This window comes from Rhodococcus sp. AB351 (assembly GCF_049538275.1).
Lineage (GTDB): Bacteria > Actinomycetota > Actinomycetes > Mycobacteriales > Mycobacteriaceae > Rhodococcus.
In genome coordinates this window covers 377,343-394,819 of record NZ_JBMVFW010000002.1, presented here as the reverse complement: position 1 = coordinate 394,819, position 17,477 = coordinate 377,343, and the positions used below count along the sequence as shown (strand labels likewise).

Annotated in this window: 16 protein-coding genes; 14 read left to right on the top strand and 2 right to left on the bottom strand. The window is 69.6% G+C overall.

The annotated features are described in order from the left end of the window. The first annotated feature begins 45 nt into the window (after positions 1 to 45). The 5 genes from ACPCXD_RS07915 to mutM all read left to right on the top strand — a co-directional run bounded on the left by ACPCXD_RS07915 (position 46) and on the right by mutM (position 3,390). Positions 46 to 804 carry a DivIVA domain-containing protein gene (locus ACPCXD_RS07915; protein WP_088897337.1) on the top strand — a complete coding sequence of 253 codons (759 nt, stop codon included), beginning with the start codon at positions 46 to 48 and terminating at the stop codon, positions 802 to 804. Between the two features lie 101 nt (positions 805 to 905). Beyond that, complete coding sequence (locus ACPCXD_RS07910) at positions 906 to 1,520, top strand: YceD family protein (protein ID WP_120282236.1); 615 nt, start codon at positions 906 to 908, stop codon at positions 1,518 to 1,520. Positions 1,521 to 1,522: 2 nt separating this feature from the next. Beyond that, positions 1,523 to 1,705, top strand: coding sequence for a 50S ribosomal protein L32 (rpmF, locus tag ACPCXD_RS07905; protein WP_006551208.1), 183 nt, complete (start codon positions 1,523 to 1,525; stop codon positions 1,703 to 1,705). A gap of 11 nt (positions 1,706 to 1,716) precedes the next feature. Further along, positions 1,717 to 2,520, top strand: coding sequence for a ribonuclease III (rnc, locus tag ACPCXD_RS07900; protein ID WP_160876528.1), 804 nt, complete (start codon positions 1,717 to 1,719; stop codon positions 2,518 to 2,520). Positions 2,521 to 2,526: 6 nt separating this feature from the next. Further along, complete coding sequence (gene mutM / locus ACPCXD_RS07895; RefSeq protein WP_160876526.1) at positions 2,527 to 3,390, top strand: bifunctional DNA-formamidopyrimidine glycosylase/DNA-(apurinic or apyrimidinic site) lyase; 864 nt, start codon at positions 2,527 to 2,529, stop codon at positions 3,388 to 3,390. Between the two features lie 36 nt (positions 3,391 to 3,426). On the opposite strand, the gene pcaG is transcribed toward mutM, so the two are convergent. Further along, positions 3,427 to 4,110, bottom strand: coding sequence for a protocatechuate 3,4-dioxygenase subunit alpha (gene pcaG, locus ACPCXD_RS07890; RefSeq protein WP_160876524.1), 684 nt, complete (start codon positions 4,108 to 4,110; stop codon positions 3,427 to 3,429). Further along, a complete protein-coding gene (gene pcaH, locus ACPCXD_RS07885) occupies positions 4,107 to 4,838 on the bottom strand; it encodes a protocatechuate 3,4-dioxygenase subunit beta (RefSeq protein WP_006551212.1) in 732 nt (243 codons plus the stop codon). Before pcaH ends, pcaG begins: the two co-directional genes overlap by 4 nt. A gap of 94 nt (positions 4,839 to 4,932) precedes the next feature. On the opposite strand from pcaH, the gene ACPCXD_RS07880 reads away from it, so the two are divergent. From ACPCXD_RS07880 to ACPCXD_RS07840, 9 genes are all read left to right on the top strand, one after another. Further along, positions 4,933 to 5,904, top strand: coding sequence for a LysR substrate-binding domain-containing protein (locus ACPCXD_RS07880; RefSeq protein WP_229567913.1), 972 nt, complete (start codon positions 4,933 to 4,935; stop codon positions 5,902 to 5,904). After that, positions 5,897 to 6,334, top strand: coding sequence for an OsmC family protein (locus ACPCXD_RS07875; RefSeq protein ID WP_145691818.1), 438 nt, complete (start codon positions 5,897 to 5,899; stop codon positions 6,332 to 6,334). The genes ACPCXD_RS07880 and ACPCXD_RS07875 overlap by 8 nt, the downstream gene beginning before the upstream one ends. Before the next feature lie 3 nt (positions 6,335 to 6,337). After that, positions 6,338 to 6,625, top strand: coding sequence for an acylphosphatase (locus ACPCXD_RS07870; protein ID WP_229567914.1), 288 nt, complete (start codon positions 6,338 to 6,340; stop codon positions 6,623 to 6,625). A gap of 93 nt (positions 6,626 to 6,718) precedes the next feature. Next, positions 6,719 to 7,633, top strand: coding sequence for an SMP-30/gluconolactonase/LRE family protein (locus ACPCXD_RS07865; protein WP_229567916.1), 915 nt, complete (start codon positions 6,719 to 6,721; stop codon positions 7,631 to 7,633). Positions 7,634 to 7,669: 36 nt separating this feature from the next. Then, positions 7,670 to 11,296 carry a chromosome segregation protein SMC gene (gene smc, locus ACPCXD_RS07860; RefSeq protein WP_423659117.1) on the top strand — a complete coding sequence of 1,209 codons (3,627 nt, stop codon included), beginning with the start codon at positions 7,670 to 7,672 and terminating at the stop codon, positions 11,294 to 11,296. Between the two features lie 12 nt (positions 11,297 to 11,308). Further along, the gene (ftsY, locus tag ACPCXD_RS07855; protein WP_229567918.1) at positions 11,309 to 12,934 is read left to right on the top strand and encodes a signal recognition particle-docking protein FtsY; all 1,626 of its coding nucleotides are present in this window, start codon (positions 11,309 to 11,311) and stop codon (positions 12,932 to 12,934) included. A 221-nt stretch (positions 12,935 to 13,155) separates the two neighbouring features. After that, positions 13,156 to 14,460, top strand: coding sequence for an ammonium transporter (locus tag ACPCXD_RS07850; protein WP_016694627.1), 1,305 nt, complete (start codon positions 13,156 to 13,158; stop codon positions 14,458 to 14,460). 63 nt (positions 14,461 to 14,523) lie between these two features. After that, positions 14,524 to 14,862: a P-II family nitrogen regulator gene (locus ACPCXD_RS07845; RefSeq protein ID WP_016694628.1), complete on the top strand. Its 339-nt coding sequence runs from the start codon at positions 14,524 to 14,526 to the stop codon at positions 14,860 to 14,862. Then, complete coding sequence (locus ACPCXD_RS07840) at positions 14,852 to 17,365, top strand: [protein-PII] uridylyltransferase (RefSeq protein ID WP_160876514.1); 2,514 nt, start codon at positions 14,852 to 14,854, stop codon at positions 17,363 to 17,365. The genes ACPCXD_RS07845 and ACPCXD_RS07840 overlap by 11 nt, the downstream gene beginning before the upstream one ends. Positions 17,366 to 17,477: the final 112 nt, after the last annotated feature.

Here is a 17,477-nt window from a genome sequence, read left to right as displayed (position 1 = left end):
GGCGCGACCGCACCGGTCGTGTCGAGCGAGTGATTGGGGTTGGGCGTGTACCGGGTATTCGAGGCACTCGACGAGCTGGTCGCAATCGTCGAAGAGGCACGTAGCGTTCCGATGACGGCGAGCTGCGTGGTACCGCGCGGCGATGTCCTCGAACTGCTCGACGACGTGCGCGATGCGCTGCCGCCCGAACTCGACGACGCGCAGGACGTCCTCGATCACCGTGACAAGCTGATCAACGACGCGCGGGCCCAGGCCGACAAGACGGTCGGGGACGCCGACGAGGAGGCACGCACCCTCCTCGAGGACGCGCGCGCCGACGCCGACCGCATGCTCGCGGACGCGAAGGCCCAGGCGGACCGGATGGTCAAGGAGGCCCGCGCCCACGCCGAGGAACTGGTGCGCGATGCGCAGGCCGAGGCCGACGATCTCGTCGCCGAGGGCAACAAGCAGTACGAGAGCGTGACCGGGCGTGCCCGCGTCGAGGCCGACCGTCTGGTCGAGTCCGGGCAGGCGTCCTACGAGCGTTCCGTGGCCGAGGGCGAGGCCGAGAAGGCGCGCCTGGTGTCGCAGACCGAGGTCGTGCAGGCCGCACACGCCGAGTCGGCGCGAGTCATCGATTCGGCCCACGCCGAGTCCGACCGTCTCCGGACCGAGTGCGACGAGTACATCGACGGCAAGCTGTCGGAGTTCGAGGAACTGCTCGGCACCACGCTGCGGTCCGTCGGCCGCGGCCGGCAGCAGTTGCGGCTGTCGGGTGCTCCCGACTTCGCGGAGGCCGATCACCGGGCGAGCCGTCGCCGCTGACCCGCGGGATTTTCGCTCCTGCCGCCCATCGCGTATCATGGAGCGGTTGCCCTATCACGACCGAGTCGTGTCCTGCGTCGTCCGAAGAAGGTGAGTTCCCCGTGTCCACCCGTGATTCCAGCACGTCCCGTTCCGGCCGGGACTCCGGGCTGGTGTTCGACACGCTCTCCCTGGGCCGTCGGCCCGGTTCGATGCGTACGGTCGAGCGGAAGGTGCCGTCACCCTCGCGCATCGGGCTCGATCTGATCGCGATCGAGGAAGGCTCCGAGATCGATCTCGATCTCCGCCTGGAGTCGGTGTCCGAGGGCGTCCTGGTCACCGGTAGTGTTCGTGCCGACGCCGTCGGTGAGTGCTCTCGGTGCCTCGAGTCGTTCACCGAGCCGGTGGACGTGTACCTCACCGAGCTGTTCGCCTACCCGAACAGCGTCACGGAGCAGACCACCGAGGACGACGAGGTGTACCGCGTCGAGAACGATCTCATCGATCTCGAACCGGTCCTCGTGAACGCGGTGGGCCTGGAACTTCCGCTGCAGCCGTTGTGTAGTGACGACTGTGCGGGATTGTGCCCCGAATGCGGCATTCGCCTGGCGATTGCGGAATCCGGGCACCGTCATGAGACAATGGATCCTCGCTGGGCTGGGTTGGCAGCCAAGTTCGGCGCGGGCTCCGAAGAACCCAGCAGTCAAATCGACAGCTCGAACAACGAGGAGAAGTAGACGTGGCCGTCCCCAAGCGCAGAATGTCGCGTTCCAACACCCGGTCGCGGCGCAGCCAGTGGAACACCACTGCGCCGACGCTCGTCACCTGCCCGAACCGGGGTTGCGGAGAGAAGAAGCTGCCCCACGTGGCGTGCCCGTCGTGCGGCACCTACAACGGCCGTCAGGTGACCGCGCCCGTCTAATCGGTATTCACGTGACGAGCAAGTCCTCCGAAACAGCTACCGAGGGCGGCGAAGAGAGCCACGAGTCTCTCCTCGCCGCCCTCGGCGTGCCTCTGGACGCAGAACTGCTGTCCTTGGCGCTCACCCACCGCTCGTACGCCTACGAGAACGGCGGGTTGCCCACCAACGAACGTCTCGAGTTCCTCGGCGATGCCGTCCTCGGGCTCGCGGTGACCGAAAAGCTCTACCTCACCCACCCGGACAAGTCCGAGGGCGAACTCGCCAAGATCCGCGCGAGCGTCGTCAACATGCACGCGCTCGCCGAGGTGGCGCGCGGCCTCGGAGAAGGTGGGCTCGGAGTGCACCTCCTGCTCGGCAAGGGCGAGGAGCTGACGGGCGGACGCGACAAGGCCAGCATCCTGGCCGACGGCATGGAATCGCTCCTCGGTGCCGTCCACCTCGCCCACGGCATCGATGTCGCGCGCGAAGTGGTTCTGCGCCTGTTCGCCGCGCTGCTCGAACGCGGCCCCCGTCTCGGTGCCGGTCTGGACTGGAAGACGAGTCTGCAGGAACTCACCGCCGAACGCGGTCTCGGTGTTCCGGCCTACGAGATCACCGCCACCGGTCCGGATCACGACAAGGAATTCACCGCCACCGCCCTCATCGGTGGCAATCCCTACGGCACCGGTGTCGGACGTACCAAGAAGGAAGCCGAGCAGAAGGCCGCGTCGGCTGCGTGGAACGCGCTGACCGAGGGCACTGCTGCCGCAGCCGGTGATGCCGGCACTTCCGATGAGCAGTCCGGATCCACCGACACGCCCACCGAGGGCAACTGACCGCAGGTGCCCGAACTTCCCGAAGTCGAGGTGGTCCGTCGCGGACTCGACGCGCACGTCGTCGGCGCGACGGTGGACTCGGTGCAGGTGCTGCATCCGCGTGCCGTCCGCCGGCACGAGCCCGGTCCGCGCGATCTCGCACTGCAGGTGACCGGTCAGAAGGTCGCCTCGGTCGAGCGTCGCGGCAAGTACATGTGGCTCGTGCTCGAACCGGCCGATCTGGCGCTCGTGGTGCATCTGGGGATGAGCGGGCAGATGCTCGTGCAGCCTCCGACCGTGCCGGACGAGAAGCATCTGCGTATCCGCGCAGTCCTCGACAACGGCGCCGATCTGCGCTTCGTCGATCAGCGCACCTTCGGAGGCTGGGCCCTGGCCCCGCTCGTGGAGGTGGACGGTGATCGTCTGCCGCTGCCGGTCGCGCACATCGCCCGCGACCCGATGGATCCCCGGTTCGACCCGGACGCGGTCGTGGCCGTGCTGCGCACCAAGCACACCGAGCTCAAGCGTGCGCTGCTCGACCAGACCGTCGTCTCCGGTATCGGCAACATCTACGCCGACGAAGCGCTGTGGCGCGCAAGGATTCACGGCAACCGGCCGACCGACGCGCTGTCGCGTCCGAAGCTCCGGTCGGCTCTCGACGCCGCCACCGAGGTGATGGCGGAGGCTCTCGGCCAGGGTGGTACGTCGTTCGACGCCCTGTACGTCAACGTCAACGGGGAGTCCGGCTATTTCGAGCGCTCCCTGAACGTCTACGGGCGCGAGAACGAGCCGTGCCGACGCTGCGGCGCGCCGATCCGTCGCGAGAAGTTCATGAACCGCTCGTCGTACAGCTGCCCGAAGTGTCAGCCACGACCGCGAACGGCCCGGTAGCGCACGCGCAGACCGGGCCGTTCGCAACGGTTCTCGTCAGATGTCGAAGAAGACCGTCTCGGCGCCGCCGTCCGGGGTGTCCTGCAGTCGGATGTCGATCGTGTAGACGGTGCGTCCGTCGCGCTCGGACCGCGACGCGATCAGCGTGTTGCGCCGCACCTCCCATTCGATGCCCTTCAGGACGGGATCCGCGGCGTTGAGTTCGGCCTCGTCCTCGAAGTAGACCCGCGTGTGCAGGCCGAGGTTGATGCCGCGCGCGAAGATCACCAGCAGGATGTGGGGTGCCGAGACGGAGCCGTCGGGGTTGGTGACGGCTCCGGGCTTGATCGTCTCGATCGTGAACACACCGGTCTCGAAATCGCCGCCGGTGCGTCCCCAGCCGCGGAAGTTGGGGTCGAGGTCCTTGTCCTGCGCGTCGTCCGGATGGGCGTACCGGCCGTGCGCGTTCGCCTGCCAGCTCTCGAGCAGGGCATCGCGCACCGGGGTGCCGGTGCCGTCGATGACGCGGCCCTCCAACACGATCCGCTCGCCCTCGGTCTCATCGGTGACGAGGACGTTGCCGAAGTTGTTGTCGAAGATGTCGAAGCCGGCCTGCTGCGGCGCCAGCCCGATGTGGACGTACGGGCCGCCGGTCTGCGAGGGCGTCTCCGGGAAACGCGTGACCATCGCGCGGGGGAGCAGCGGGGGCACGGGCCGGTAGGGGTCGGTGGGCAGGCTCATCGCGGGGCTCCCGGGAGGTCGGTGTTCTCGAAGAAGGTGGCGCGGCGACCGCGCAGGGTGATGTCCCAGCGGTAGGCGCGGGCGTCGAACGGCGCGTTGGAGGCGGGATCCTCCTGGGCGATCAGGCTGCGGAGCTGGTCCACGGTGGGGATCGTCCGCGCGATCGGGCACTTCTCGATGAGCGGGTCGCCCTCGAAGTACAGCTGGGTGATCAGGCGCTGCGCCCACCCGCGGCCGAGGATCGACACGTGGATGTGGGCCGGGCGCCAGGCGTTGCGGCTGTTGCCCCACGGATATGCGCCGGGCTTGATCGTCCGGAACTGGTAGTAGCCGTTCGCGTCCGTGAGCATCCGCCCGCAACCGCCGAAGTTCGGATCGATGGGAGCGAGATAGGTGTCCTTCTTGTGGCGGTACCGGCCACCGGCGTTGGCCTGCCACACCTCGACGAGTGCGCCCTCGACCGGATTGCCGAACTCGTCCTTGACGAAGCCGTGGACGATGATGCGCTCACCGATCGGTAGGCCGTCCTTGGAGAAGTTCAGGATCAGGTCGTTGTCGAGGGCGCCGAGTTCGTCGCTGCGGAAGACGGGGCCGGTGATCTCCGACAGGGTCGGCTTCGGCGTGATGAGCGCGTTCCGCGGTGCGCGCAGCACCGACGTGCGGTAGCCGGGGGTGAGCGCGGGTGGGTGCAGCGTGTGGTCGCGCTCGACGTATTCGCCGGTGGACATGCGATCTCCGATCTCTGAGCTGTGAGCACAACCATATGGCGAAGAAAAACTCATGTAAATTGACAAAAGAGCAGTTGATTCATAACTTCCAGTGATGCAATCCGAGTTCGGTCCGTCCTCGTCCGTCCCGGAGCAGGCGCGAAGAATCCGCCTCCGGCACCTGAGATGTTTCGTCACCGTCGCGCGCGAGGGTCAGGTCGGGCGGGCCGCCGATCTGTTGCAACTGAGTCAGCCGGCCGTCACGAAGACCCTGAACGAGCTCGAGGTGCTCGCCGGAGCGAAGCTCCTCGACCGCGGCCGGCACGGCGCGCGCCTCACAGCGGCAGGTCACCGCTTCCTGCGATACGCGCAGGACGTCACCACCTCACTGGACGCAGCAGTGGCCGCACTGGCGGGAGCGGCCGAACCCGCCCGCGAGCCGCTGCGGATCGGGGCCCTGCCCACCGTGGCCGGGTCCGTGCTCCCCGAAGCTCTGGTGGAGCTGCGCCGCGTGCGCGCTGATCTGGACATCCGGATCCGCACCGATCCCAATGCCGTCCTGTTGTCGGCGCTCGCCGCCGGCGCCCTCGACGTCGTCCTCGGACGCATGGCCGAACCGTCCCGGATGGTCGGGCTGTCGTTCGAGCTCCTGTACGCCGAGACGCTGATCCTCGTCGTCCGCCCCGGCCATCCTCTCGCCGGGCGTTCCGTCTCCGTCGCCGACGCACTCGAACACCCCCTGGTGGTCGCGACCAGTGGCACCGTGCCGCGCCACGCGACCGAGGCGTTGTTCGAGCGTCACGGCCTGCGATTGCCGGTCGGGCTCATCGAGACACTCGACCTCGCCGTGGCACGCGGGGTGGTCCGGCGCAGCGACGCCGTGTGGATCACCACCGAGCGTGCGGCCCGCGACGACCTCGCCGACGGGGTGGTCCGGCGCCTGGACGTGCCCACCGCGGGCACCGTCGAACCGGTCGGAGTGCTGCGACGCAGTGCCGACGCGTCGTCCGCCGCGGTCGAGGACTTCGTGACCATCCTCCGCGACATCCCCGTCGACGGGACATGGCAGGATTTCCCCCATGGCTGACCAGACTTCCGACCTTCCCGCCACCGAGCTGTGGGTCGAGCGCACCGGCACGCGCCGCTACACCGGACGCAGCTCCCGCGGCGCCGAGGTACTCATCGGCTCGGAGAGCGTCGAGGGCGTCTTCACCCCGGGCGAGCTGCTCAAGATCGCGCTCGCCGCGTGCTCCGGCATGGCCTCGGACTTCCCGCTGTCCCGCCGGCTCGGCGACGACTACGACGCGACGATCCGTGTCTCCGGTGCCGCCGACCGCGAGAACGAGGTCTACCCGCACCTCGAGGAGGAGATGGTCCTCGACCTGTCGGAGCTCGACGCTGCTGCGCGGGACCGGCTCATCGCCCTCGTCGAACGCTCCGTCGACAAGGTATGCACGGTGGGCCGCACCCTCAAGGCGGGCACCAAGGTCTCGCTGACGATCACCGCCGAGGACTGATCGATGAACGCCCCCGCAGACGTCGAACGGCTCACGGCGTGGGTGCACGGCCGCGTCCAGGGGGTCGGTTTCCGCTGGTTCACGCGTGCCCGCGCACTCGAACTCGGTCTCGTCGGGCACGCGACGAATCACCCCGACGGTCGCGTGATGGTCGTCGCCGAAGGCCCCCGTCCCGCACTCGAACAGCTCCTCGCGTGGCTGAAATCCGGCGACACTCCCGGTGGGGTGCGGCTCGTCGTCGAATCGTGGGATCCCGCGCGCGGCGACCTCACCGGTTTCGTCGAACGCTGACTTCGTCCTGTTTGTCCGTTCGGCTTGGTATCCTGCCGCGATCGGGTGGATGCGGCCGGGTGGTGCCGGTCGCGGTCGGCAAGGGGGAGACGCATGGGCAGGCGTGCACGTTCGACGATGGTGGCGGCAGCAGTCGCCGCTGTGGCAGTGACACCTCTGGGTGCAGCACCGGCGGCGGCCGATCCGGCTGCCTGCGCGCCGCGGACGGTCACGACGGTCGCGTCCGGACTCGGTGTCCTCGAGAATCTGGCGTTCGACGAGCGAGGCGGTCTGCTCGTCTCGGACACCTCCTTCGTCGGCCCCGGAGCGCTGCGCCGGATCGCTCCCGACGGCAGCATCACCACCGTGCTGCCCGAGGTGTCCGGTCCGGGCGGCATCGTCGTCGACGGTCCCACCGCGTACCTGAACGTGGGCAACACGACCGTCTCGGGGCTGGCCGGGACCGCCGACGGCACGATCGACACGCTCGACCTCGACACGGGTGAACGCGGCACCCACGGCACCGGGCTGGTCATGCCCAACGGCCTCGGCCGACTCTCGGACGGCTCGATGCTCGCCTCGCGCGATCTCGGCGAGGTCGGACTCACTCTCGTGCCCGCGGGCGGTGGCGACGTCCGTGTCGTCCGTACCGATCTCGGATCCGTCAACGGCATCGCCGTCGACGGCGACACGGTGTACACCGTGACGACCTTCGAGAACGTCAACCGGCTCCACATCCTCGACGCACGCGACCTCGAAGGACCCGTGCGCAGCATCGACCTGCCCGGGCCGGGCCTGCTCTCGATGCCCGACGACCTCACGATCGGCCCCGACGGAGCGCTGTACATCGCACTCAACCTCGCCGGCGCGGTCCTGCGGGTCGATCCGGCGACCGGGCACGGCTGCCGCATCGCCGAGGGCATCCCGCTGATGTCCTCGCTCGCCTTCGGTTCGGGACCGGGCTGGGACCCGAACGTCCTGTACACGACCGGTTTCGACGGGACGGTGCGCGCGGTGCACCCGGCCTAGGAAAGCGGTCACAACCCGCCGGTAGAGTTCTCACCCATGTACCTCAAGAGTCTGACGTTGAAGGGCTTCAAGTCCTTCGCCTCGTCGACGACTCTGCGTTTCGAACCGGGCATCACCTGTGTGGTCGGCCCCAACGGGTCCGGCAAGTCGAACGTCGTCGACGCACTCACCTGGGTGATGGGGGAGCAGGGCGCCAAGGCCCTGCGCGGCGGCAAGATGCAGGACGTCATCTTCGCCGGAACCGCCGGTCGCCCGCCGCTCGGACGCGCCGAGGTCACGCTCACCATCGACAACTCCGACGGCGCGCTGCCCATCGAGTACTCCGAGGTCTCCGTCACCCGCCGCATGTTCCGCGACGGCGCCGGCGAGTACGAGATCAACGGCAGTTCCTGCCGTCTCATGGACGTGCAGGAACTGCTGTCCGACTCCGGTATCGGCCGCGAGATGCACGTCATCGTCGGCCAGGGCCGCCTCGCTGTGATCCTCGAATCCCGCCCGGAGGACCGGCGCGCCTTCATCGAGGAGGCCGCCGGCGTCCTCAAGCACCGCAAGCGCAAGGAAAAGGCGCTGCGCAAGCTCGACTCGATGCAGGCCAACCTCGCCCGCCTCACCGACCTCACCGCCGAACTGCGACGCCAGCTCAAACCGCTCGGCCGGCAGGCCGAGGTCGCGCGTCGTGCCCAGACCATCCAGGCCGACCTGCGCGACGCGCGGTTGCGTCTGGCCGCCGACGACCTCGTCACGCGCCGCGCCGAACTCGCCGGGCACGACGAGCAGGAAAAGATGGTCCGGGAGCGACTCGACACCGTGCTCACGGCCTTCGACGACGCGAACGCCGAACTCGCCCGCCACGAACAGGCCCTCGCGCAGCTCACACCGGGTGCCGAAGCGGCGTCGCAGACGTGGTTCCGCCTGTCCGCCCTCGCCGAGCGTGTCTCGGCGACCGTGCGGGTCGCGCAGGAACGCGCCCGCCACCTGCACGCCGAACCCGAGGACCGTTCCGGTCAGGATCCCGACGAGATGGAGGCCCGCGCCGACCGGATCGCCGCGGAGGAAGCGGAACTGATCGAGGCCGTCGAGATCGCGCACGGCGCGCTCGAAGCGGCACGTGAGCAGCTCGCCGCGCAGGAGGAGGCCGCAGCGGCCGCCGAACGCGCGCATCTGGCCGCGGTGCGTGCCGTCGCCGACCGGCGCGAGGGCCTCGCGCGTCTCGCCGGCCAGGTCGAGACGATGCGCACCCGCGCCGAGTCGATCGACGCGGAGATCGCGCGCCTGACCGTCGCCATCGAGGAGGCCCGCCTCCGTGGCGTTGCCGCACAGGCCGAGTTCGAGACCGCTCAGGCACGCATCGACGATCTCGACGCCGGTGAGATCGATGCCGACGCGCAGCACGAACGAGCGCTCGAAGCGCAGCGGCTCGCCGACGAGCGGGTCGCCGAACTGCAGGAGGCAGAACGCGCCGCGGGCAAGGAGGTCGCCTCCCTCGGCGCCCGCATCGAGGCCCTGTCGATGGGCCTCGAACGTACCGACGGCGCGGCCTGGCTGATCGACACGCGGTCCGGCGACGGACTCGTCGGGCGCCTCGCCGACCGCCTCCGGGTGTCCCCGGGATACGAGGCCGCCGTCGCAGCCGCCTTCGGTGCCGCAGCCGATGCCCTCGAGGTGGAGTCGGCCGACGCCGCGATCTCGGCGGTCGCAGCGCTCGCCGACGCCGACCAGGGCCGGGTGGCGTTCGTCCTGCCCGGCGCAACCGGCCCCACCGACACCGGCGACCTGCCGACCGGTGCCCGGTGGCTCCGCGAGGTCGTCGAGTGTCCCGCCGACCTGCGCGGAGGCGTCGACGGCCTGCTGGCCCGCACCGTCGTGGTCGACGACCTGCCCACCGCCCTCGGGGTCAGCGCTGCCCGGCCCGACCTGCGCGCCGTGACGCGCGGAGGAGACCTCGCCGGCGCGGGCTGGGTGGTCGGCGGCTCGCACCGCGCCCCGAGCACCCTCGAGATCCAGGCGGCGATCGACACCTCCCGTGCCGGTCTCGAACAGGCCGAACGCCGCTCCGAGGAACTGGCCGCAGCCCTCGCGGGCGCACTCGCGGAACAGGCCGAACGCGCCGAACACGTCGAACAGACCCTCGCCGCCCTCAACGAGTCCGATGCGGCGATGTCTGCCGTCTACGAACAGCTCGGCCGGCTCGGCCAGGCGGCACGCACCGCCCACGCCGAATCCGGACGGCTCGCGTCCCAGCGCACCGAGGCCGAGAAGGAACGCGACGCGGCGCGGGAGAAGCTGGTCGAACTCGAGGAGCGACTGCGCCTGGCCGAGGACGACTCGGCCGGGAGCAGCGACGGTGCCGGCACCGATCACACCGCCGCCGAGCGGGAGATGGCCGCGGCCGCCCTCGCCGAGGTCCGGGCCGTCGAGGTCGAGGCGCGACTCGCGGCACGCACGGCCGAGGAACGCGCCGAAGCGCTTCGGGGCAAAGCGGATTCGCTCCGCCGCGCCGCGCAGGCCGAGCGCGAGGCACGTGCTCGTGCCGAACGTGCCCGGATCGCGCGTCGTCAGGCGGCGGCCGTCGCCGCGGCGGTGGCGGAATCAGGACAGCGACTCGCCGAACAACTCGACGTAGCCGTGGCGACGGCACTCGCCCAGCGCGACGAACTGAACCGGCGCCGCGCCGAGTGCGCCGAACAGCTCGAACGGGCCCGCGAACTCGTCCGCGAACTGTCCGCGCAGCGCGACCAGCTCACCGACGCAGTGCATCGCGACGAAGTGGCCCGGGCGCAGGCCTCGCTCCGGATCGAACAGCTCGAACAGACCATCCTCGAGCAGCACGGCATCGCCCTCGACGACCTCGTCGCCGAGTACGGCCCCGACGTGCCGCTGCCGCCCACGCCGCTGGAGATGGCCGAGTACGAGCAGGCACGCGAGCGCGGCGAACAGGTGGTCGCTCCGCAACCGATGCCCTACGACCGGGCCACCCAGGAGCGGCGGGCCAAGCGCGCGGAGAAGGATCTCGCGACGCTCGGGCGCGTCAACCCGCTCGCGCTGGAGGAGTTCGCGGCCCTCGAGGAGCGCTACAACTTCCTGTCGACCCAGCTCGAGGACGTCAAGAGCGCCCGCAAGGACCTGCTCGCCGTTGTCGAGGAGGTCGACGCGCGAATCCTGCAGGTGTTCACCGAGGCCTACGCCGACGTCGAGCGCGAGTTCGAACAGGTCTTCGCGAAGCTGTTCCCCGGCGGTGAGGGACGGCTCGTGCTCACCGACCCGAGCGACATGCTCACCACCGGAATCGAGGTCGAGGCCCGCCCGCCGGGCAAGAAGGTCAAGCGCCTGTCGCTGCTGTCGGGCGGCGAGAAGTCCCTGACCGCGGTGGCGATGCTGGTCGCGATCTTCCGGGCCCGCCCCTCACCCTTCTACGTGATGGACGAGGTCGAGGCCGCGCTCGACGACACCAACCTGCGACGGTTGATCGGGCTGTTCGAGCAGCTGCGCGAGAAGTCCCAACTCATCGTCATCACGCACCAGAAGCCGACGATGGAGGTCGCCGACGCGCTGTACGGCGTGAGCATGCGGGGCGACGGCATCACCCGGGTCATCTCGCAGCGACTGCGCGGACGCGAGATCGCGACACCGGTCCCCGAACCGGAGGAAGAGCTCCAGGCCTGACAGTATGGGTGCGTGAGTACCGGAGCCTGGATAGTCATCGCCGCCGCGCTGGCGGTCGTTCTCGTCGCGCTCGTCGTCGGTCTGACCCTCTACCGGCGGCGGCAGGTGTCGCTGAAGGCGCCCGAGACCCCGCAGCTCGATTCCGCCGAGACCAAGGACCGCTCGGGCGGTTACAAGGCGCAGAGCGGATTCAGTTTCTCGCAGGGCACGGCCGCGCCACCGGCGCCGGCCCCCCGGCCTGCGCCGAAACCGGCACCGAAGCCTGCGGCGAAGCCGGAGCCCGCGCCCCGCACGGTGCCGCTTCCGGAGGAGATCACCGAAGCTCCGCCGAGCGCACCCGCGGAGCCGAAGGCGGAACCGGCGCCTGCGCCGAAGGTGGAACCGAAGCCCGAGCCGAAGGCCGAGCCCAAGCCTGCAGAACCCAAGCCTGCAGAACCCAAGCCTGCAGAACCCAAGCCGGCCGAACCGAAGCCGGCCGAACCCGAGCCGGTCGAGCCCGAGGTCGCCCCGGAGCCGGAGCGTCCCGCTCCCGAGCCCGTCGAGCCGGAGGTCGCCCCCGAACCGACACCGGAACCGGAGGTCGCACCGGCGCCGGAGCCCGAGGTCGAGCCCGCCCCGGTGACGGAGACCGTCGCCGAACCCGAGGTCGTCGAACCGGAAATCGTCGAACCGGCCGGACCGGCCGCTGTTCCTCCGGCAGCCCCGATCGAGGAGATCGAACCCACCGCGGGTCGCCTCGTCCGCCTGCGCGGCCGTCTGGCCCGCTCGCAGTCGGCGGTCGGCAAGAGCCTGCTCGGTCTGCTCGGTGGCGGCGACCTCGACGAGGACTCCTGGGAGGAGATCGAGGACACGCTGCTCGTCGCCGACCTCGGCGCCGCGACGACCACCAAGATCGTCGACCGTCTGCGTGAGGAGATGGTCGTGAACAACGTGCGCAGCGAGGCCGACGCCCGCGCCGTGCTGCGCAGCGTGCTCGTCGACGAGCTCCGCCCCGAGCTCGACCGCTCCATCCGGGCCCTCCCGCACGAGGACCATCCCGCCGTGCTGCTCGTCGTCGGTGTCAACGGCACCGGCAAGACCACGACGACCGGCAAACTCGCCCGCGTGCTCGTCGCGGACGGACGCCGGGTGCTGCTCGGTGCCGCCGATACCTTCCGTGCCGCGGCCGCCGACCAGCTGCAGACCTGGGCCGAACGCGTCGGTGCCGAGGTCGTCCGCGGCAAGGAGGCAGCCGATCCCGCCGCGGTGGCGTTCGATGCCGTCGCGAGGGGCATCGACAACGGCGTCGACGCGGTCCTCGTCGACACCGCCGGCCGCCTGCACACCAAGACCGGCCTGATGGACGAGCTCGGCAAGGTCAAGCGCGTCGTGGAGAAGAAGGCCGCCGTCGACGAGGTGCTGCTCGTCCTCGACGCGACGATCGGTCAGAACGGCCTGATGCAGGCCCGTGTGTTCGCCGAGGTCGTCGACATCACCGGTGTGGTGCTCACCAAGCTCGACGGAACCGCCAAGGGCGGCATCGTCTTCCAGGTGCAGCACGAACTCGGCGTCCCGGTGAAGCTGGTGGGTCTCGGTGAGGGAGCGGACGATCTCGCCCCCTTCGAACCGGAAGCCTTTGTGGACGCTCTGCTGGGCTGATCCACACCGCGTCCGTCGCTCCGGCCGCTGTCCGCTCGTGCGGGCAGCGGCCGGTTCCGTCGGTGGAAATACGGTGTCCGAAAAGTGTGAAACAAGGATGAAACAAGGTCGGTTCCTGCGTTCACGCCCACGAAACAGCACGGCGCCTCCACGGAAACATCCGGGCAGCAAGCTTTCCCTCGACAACGCGCCGATCGGCGCGGCCTACAGGGAGGTTGCAAGTGGAGGAAGTGGTGAACACCGGCGACGCAGCGTGGATGCTGATAGCAGCGTCGCTCGTGCTTCTGATGACCCCGGGCCTGGCGTTCTTCTACGGCGGGATGTCCCGCTCCAAGTCCGTGCTCAACATGATGATGATGTCGTTCGGCTCCATGGCGATCATCGCGGTGATCTACGTCCTGTGGGGCTGGTCGATGTCCTACGGCACGGAGAACGTCCTCGGTATCTTCGCGAACCCGTTCGAACAGTTCGGTCTGCAGGGCGCCATCTACGATGACGAGGGTGGCTTCCTCCCCGGTCTCGGTGACTACCCGCAGATCATCGACATCGGTTTCCAGGTGACCTTCGCGATCATTACCACCGCCCTGATCAGCGGTGCGCTGGCCGAGCGCGTCAAGTTCGGTACGTGGATGGCGTTCGCGGCCATCTGGGTCACGTGCGCCTACTTCCCGCTCGCCCACATGGTGTGGGGTGGTGGCCTGCTGTCGGGTTCCGAGGACAGCATCGCTGCCGCACTGTTCGGCACCGTCGACGTCGACGGTGAGACGGTCGCCTCGGTCGCCCCGATCGACTTCGCCGGTGGCACGGTCGTCCACATCAACGCCGGTATCGCCGCTCTCGTCCTGGCCGTCGTCATCGGCAAGCGCGCCGGCTTCGGTCGCACCGCCTTCCGCCCGCACAACCTGCCGTTCGTCATGCTCGGCGCTGCACTGCTGTGGTTCGGATGGTTCGGCTTCAACGCCGGTTCCGCTTTCGCGGCCGACGGTCTCGCAGGTCTGGCCTGGGTCAACACCACCACCGCCACCGCTGCCGCCATCCTCGGCTGGCTCGTCACCGAGCGCATCCGTGACGGCAAGGCCACCAGCCTCGGTGCCGCGTCCGGTGCCGTCGCCGGCCTGGTCGCCATCACCCCCGCTGCCGGCTCGCTGAGCCCGGTCGGATCGATCGCCCTCGGCGTCATCGCCGGCATCCTGTCCGCCCTCGCCGTGGGTCTGAAGTACAAGTTCGGTTACGACGACTCGCTCGACGTCGTGGGTGTCCACCTCGTGTCGGGCCTGTGGGGCACGGTCGCCATCGGCTTCCTCGGCACCGAGACCGGATTGTTCTACGGTGGCGATTACAAGCAGCTCGTCATCCAGATCGTCATCGCAGTCGTCGCCCTGGTGTTCACCGCAGTCGTCACCGCAGTGATCGCCTTCGCACTCAAGCCCATGGGCTGGCGTGTGAGCGACGAGGAAGAGGCCCGCGGTATCGACGAAGCCGAACATGCGGAATCCGCATACGACTTCGCGCCGGCTCTCAAGTGATAAGAAGACCACGACAGCGAGCAGGGATGACAGCGGCCAGCGGGCTCTGGGAAGGATGAGGATATGAAGCTGATCACGGCGATCATCAAGCCGTTCACGCTCGAGGACGTCAAGGCAGGCCTGGAGCAGGCCGGTGTGCTCGGAATGACAGTCAGCGAGGTGCAGGGCTACGGCCGCCAGAAGGGCCACACCGAGGTCTACCGCGGAGCGGAGTACTCCGTCGACTTCGTGCCGAAGGTCCGCGTCGAGGTCGTCGTCGACGACTCCGCTGTCGACAAGGTCGTCGAGACCATCGTCGAGGCCTCCCGTACCGGGAAGATCGGCGACGGCAAGGTGTGGGTCACGCCCGTGGAAGCGGTGGTCCGGGTCCGCACCGGAGAACGAGGTTCGGATGCGCTCTGACCCCCAGGGGTCCGGCACTCGAGGCCCTGATCCCGCTGCTTCGGCAGCGGGGTCGGGGCCTTCGGTGTCCTCGGCCCGCACAACCGCACCGGCGGGCGCCGCCGATCTCGCGGCAGCCCGCGACACCCTGCTCTCCGGCGGCCCCCGCAGCCGCCGCCTCGACACCGTGGCCCTGCGTCACGCCCTCGTGGACCTGCACGAATTCTGGTTGACGACGAAGGGCTCCGAACTCGGCATCAAGCGCGAGGGAGGCTTCGCCATCGTCGCCGTCGGGGGTCTCGGACGCCGCGAGATGCTCCCGTACTCCGATCTCGATCTCATCCTCCTCCACGACGACATGGCGCCGTCCGTCGTGTCGAAGGTCGCCGACGAGCTCTGGTACCCGCTGTGGGACGCGCACATCAAGCTCGACCACAGTGTCCGGACGGTGCCCCAGGCCCTCCAGGTGTTCTCCTCCGATCTGACAGCCGCACTGGGAATGCTCGAGGCCCGGCACATCGCGGGCGACGCCCAGCTGAGCAATCTGCTCATCGGCGGTGTGCGACGTCAGTGGCGCACCGGCATCCGGTCCCGCTTCGACGAACTCATCGAGATGACCGAGGTGCGATGGCAGCGCAGCGGGCAGATCGCCCACCGGGCCGAACCCGACCTCAAGAGCGGTCGCGGCGGGTTGCGGGACGTGCAGTTGCTCAATGTCCTGTCCGTTGCGCAGCTCACCGACGGCATGCCGGGACTCGGACCCGACGTCCCGGGCGGAGGCCTCGCGGCCGCCCACCGGCGACTGCTCGACGTACGCACCGAGCTGCACCGCGTCGCCGGCCGCTCCCGCGACCAGCTGCGCGCCCAGGACGCCGACGAGATCGCCGCGGCGCTGCGGATCGGCGACCGTTTCGATCTCGCACGGGTGCTCACCGAATCGGCCCGCACGATCAGCTACTCCGTCGACGTCGGCCTGCGCACCGCGGCCAATTCGCTGCCGCGCAAGGGCCTGTCGCGGCTGCGCCGCGGACCGGTGCGGCGTCCCCTCGACGAAGGGGTCGTCGAGCACGGGGGAGAGGTGGCCCTCGCGCGCGACGCGCATCCGCGTCGCGATCCGGGCCTGATCACGCGGGTCGCGGCGGCCGCCGCGCAGGCCGGACTGCCGGTCTCGGCGGCCACGCTCACCCGGCTCGCCGATCACGCACCGGAACTGCGCGAACCCTGGCCTCGCGAAGCCCTTGACGACTTCCTGGTGTTGCTCGGCTCGGGACGTCGCGCGGTCGACGTCATCGAGTCGCTGGACCGCACCGGACTGTGGGGGCGGTTGCTCCCCGAATGGGGTGCGGTGCGCGACCTGCCGCCCCGCGACGCCGTGCACACGTGGACCGTGGACAGGCACCTCGTCGAGACCGCCGTCTACGCGAGCGAACTGACGACGCGGGTCGCCCGGCCGGACCTGCTCGTCCTCGGCGCGTTGCTGCACGACATCGGCAAGGGACGCGGCGGCGACCACAGCGTGGTCGGTGCCGAACTGGCCCTGCAGATCGGGCGGCGGATGGGCCTGTGGCCCTCGGATCTGGCGCTGCTCACCTCGATGGTGCGGCACCACCTGCTCCTGCCGCACACCGCGACCCGCCGCGACCTCGACGATCCGGAGACCGTGGCCGCGGTCGTCGACGCCCTCGACGGCGATCCGGTGCTGCTCGACCTGCTCCACGCGTTGGCCGAAGCGGATTCGCAGGCCACCGGCCCAGGAGTCTGGGGGGATTGGAAGGCGTCGCTGATCCGGGAACTCGTACGCCGCTGCCGCATGATGATGGCGGGCGACGAGCTCCCGGCGCCGGATCCGATCGATCCCGTCCTCGCGAACCTCGCCGAGGACGGTGCCCTGCACGTCGCGCTCGACCCGCGCGAGGACGGCCGCAGCTTCACCGCGACCTTCGTCGCGCCCGACGAGCGGGGCGTGCTCTCCGACGAGGCCGGTGTGCTCTCGCTGCACGGTCTGCGGGTGCTGTCGGCCTCGATCGGCAGCCACGCCGGCAGCACGGTCAACAGCTTCGTCGTGGCTCCGAGATTCGGCTCACCGCCCGAAGCGGCCCTGCTCCGGCAGGAACTCGTGCGGGCTCGCTCCGGCGATCTCGACCTCCTCGGTGCCCTCGAGGCCAAGGACCGCGCCGAACGCGAAAGCCGGCTTCCCGAGCGAACGGCCCGGGCGGTTCCAGTCAGCGCCGCTCTCGCGCCGCCGCGGATCATCTGGTTCGAAGGGTCCGAATCGGACCAGGTCGTGCTCGAGATCCGGTCGGAGGACCGGATCGGTCTGCTGTGCCGTCTCGCGGACGTCTTCGAGCGTGTCGGAGCCGACGTGCGGTGGGCGCGGGTGAGCACCTTGGGTTCGACGGTGATCGACTCGTTCTGCGTCGATCTCGCCGGTGCCCACACCCGTGTCTCTCGGGAACATCTCGAGAAGGAACTGCTGTCGGTCCTGCCTGCTCCCGAGCCGCCCGCGCCCGCCGACAGATCGTGACCGACGGATCGTGACCGCGCGGGTGGCCCGCCCTGTGGCGTGGCCACCCGCGGTCGCGACGGATCGGGAGCGGTTACCCTGGTTCGCAGCATTGTCCGCATCTTCGTCAGAG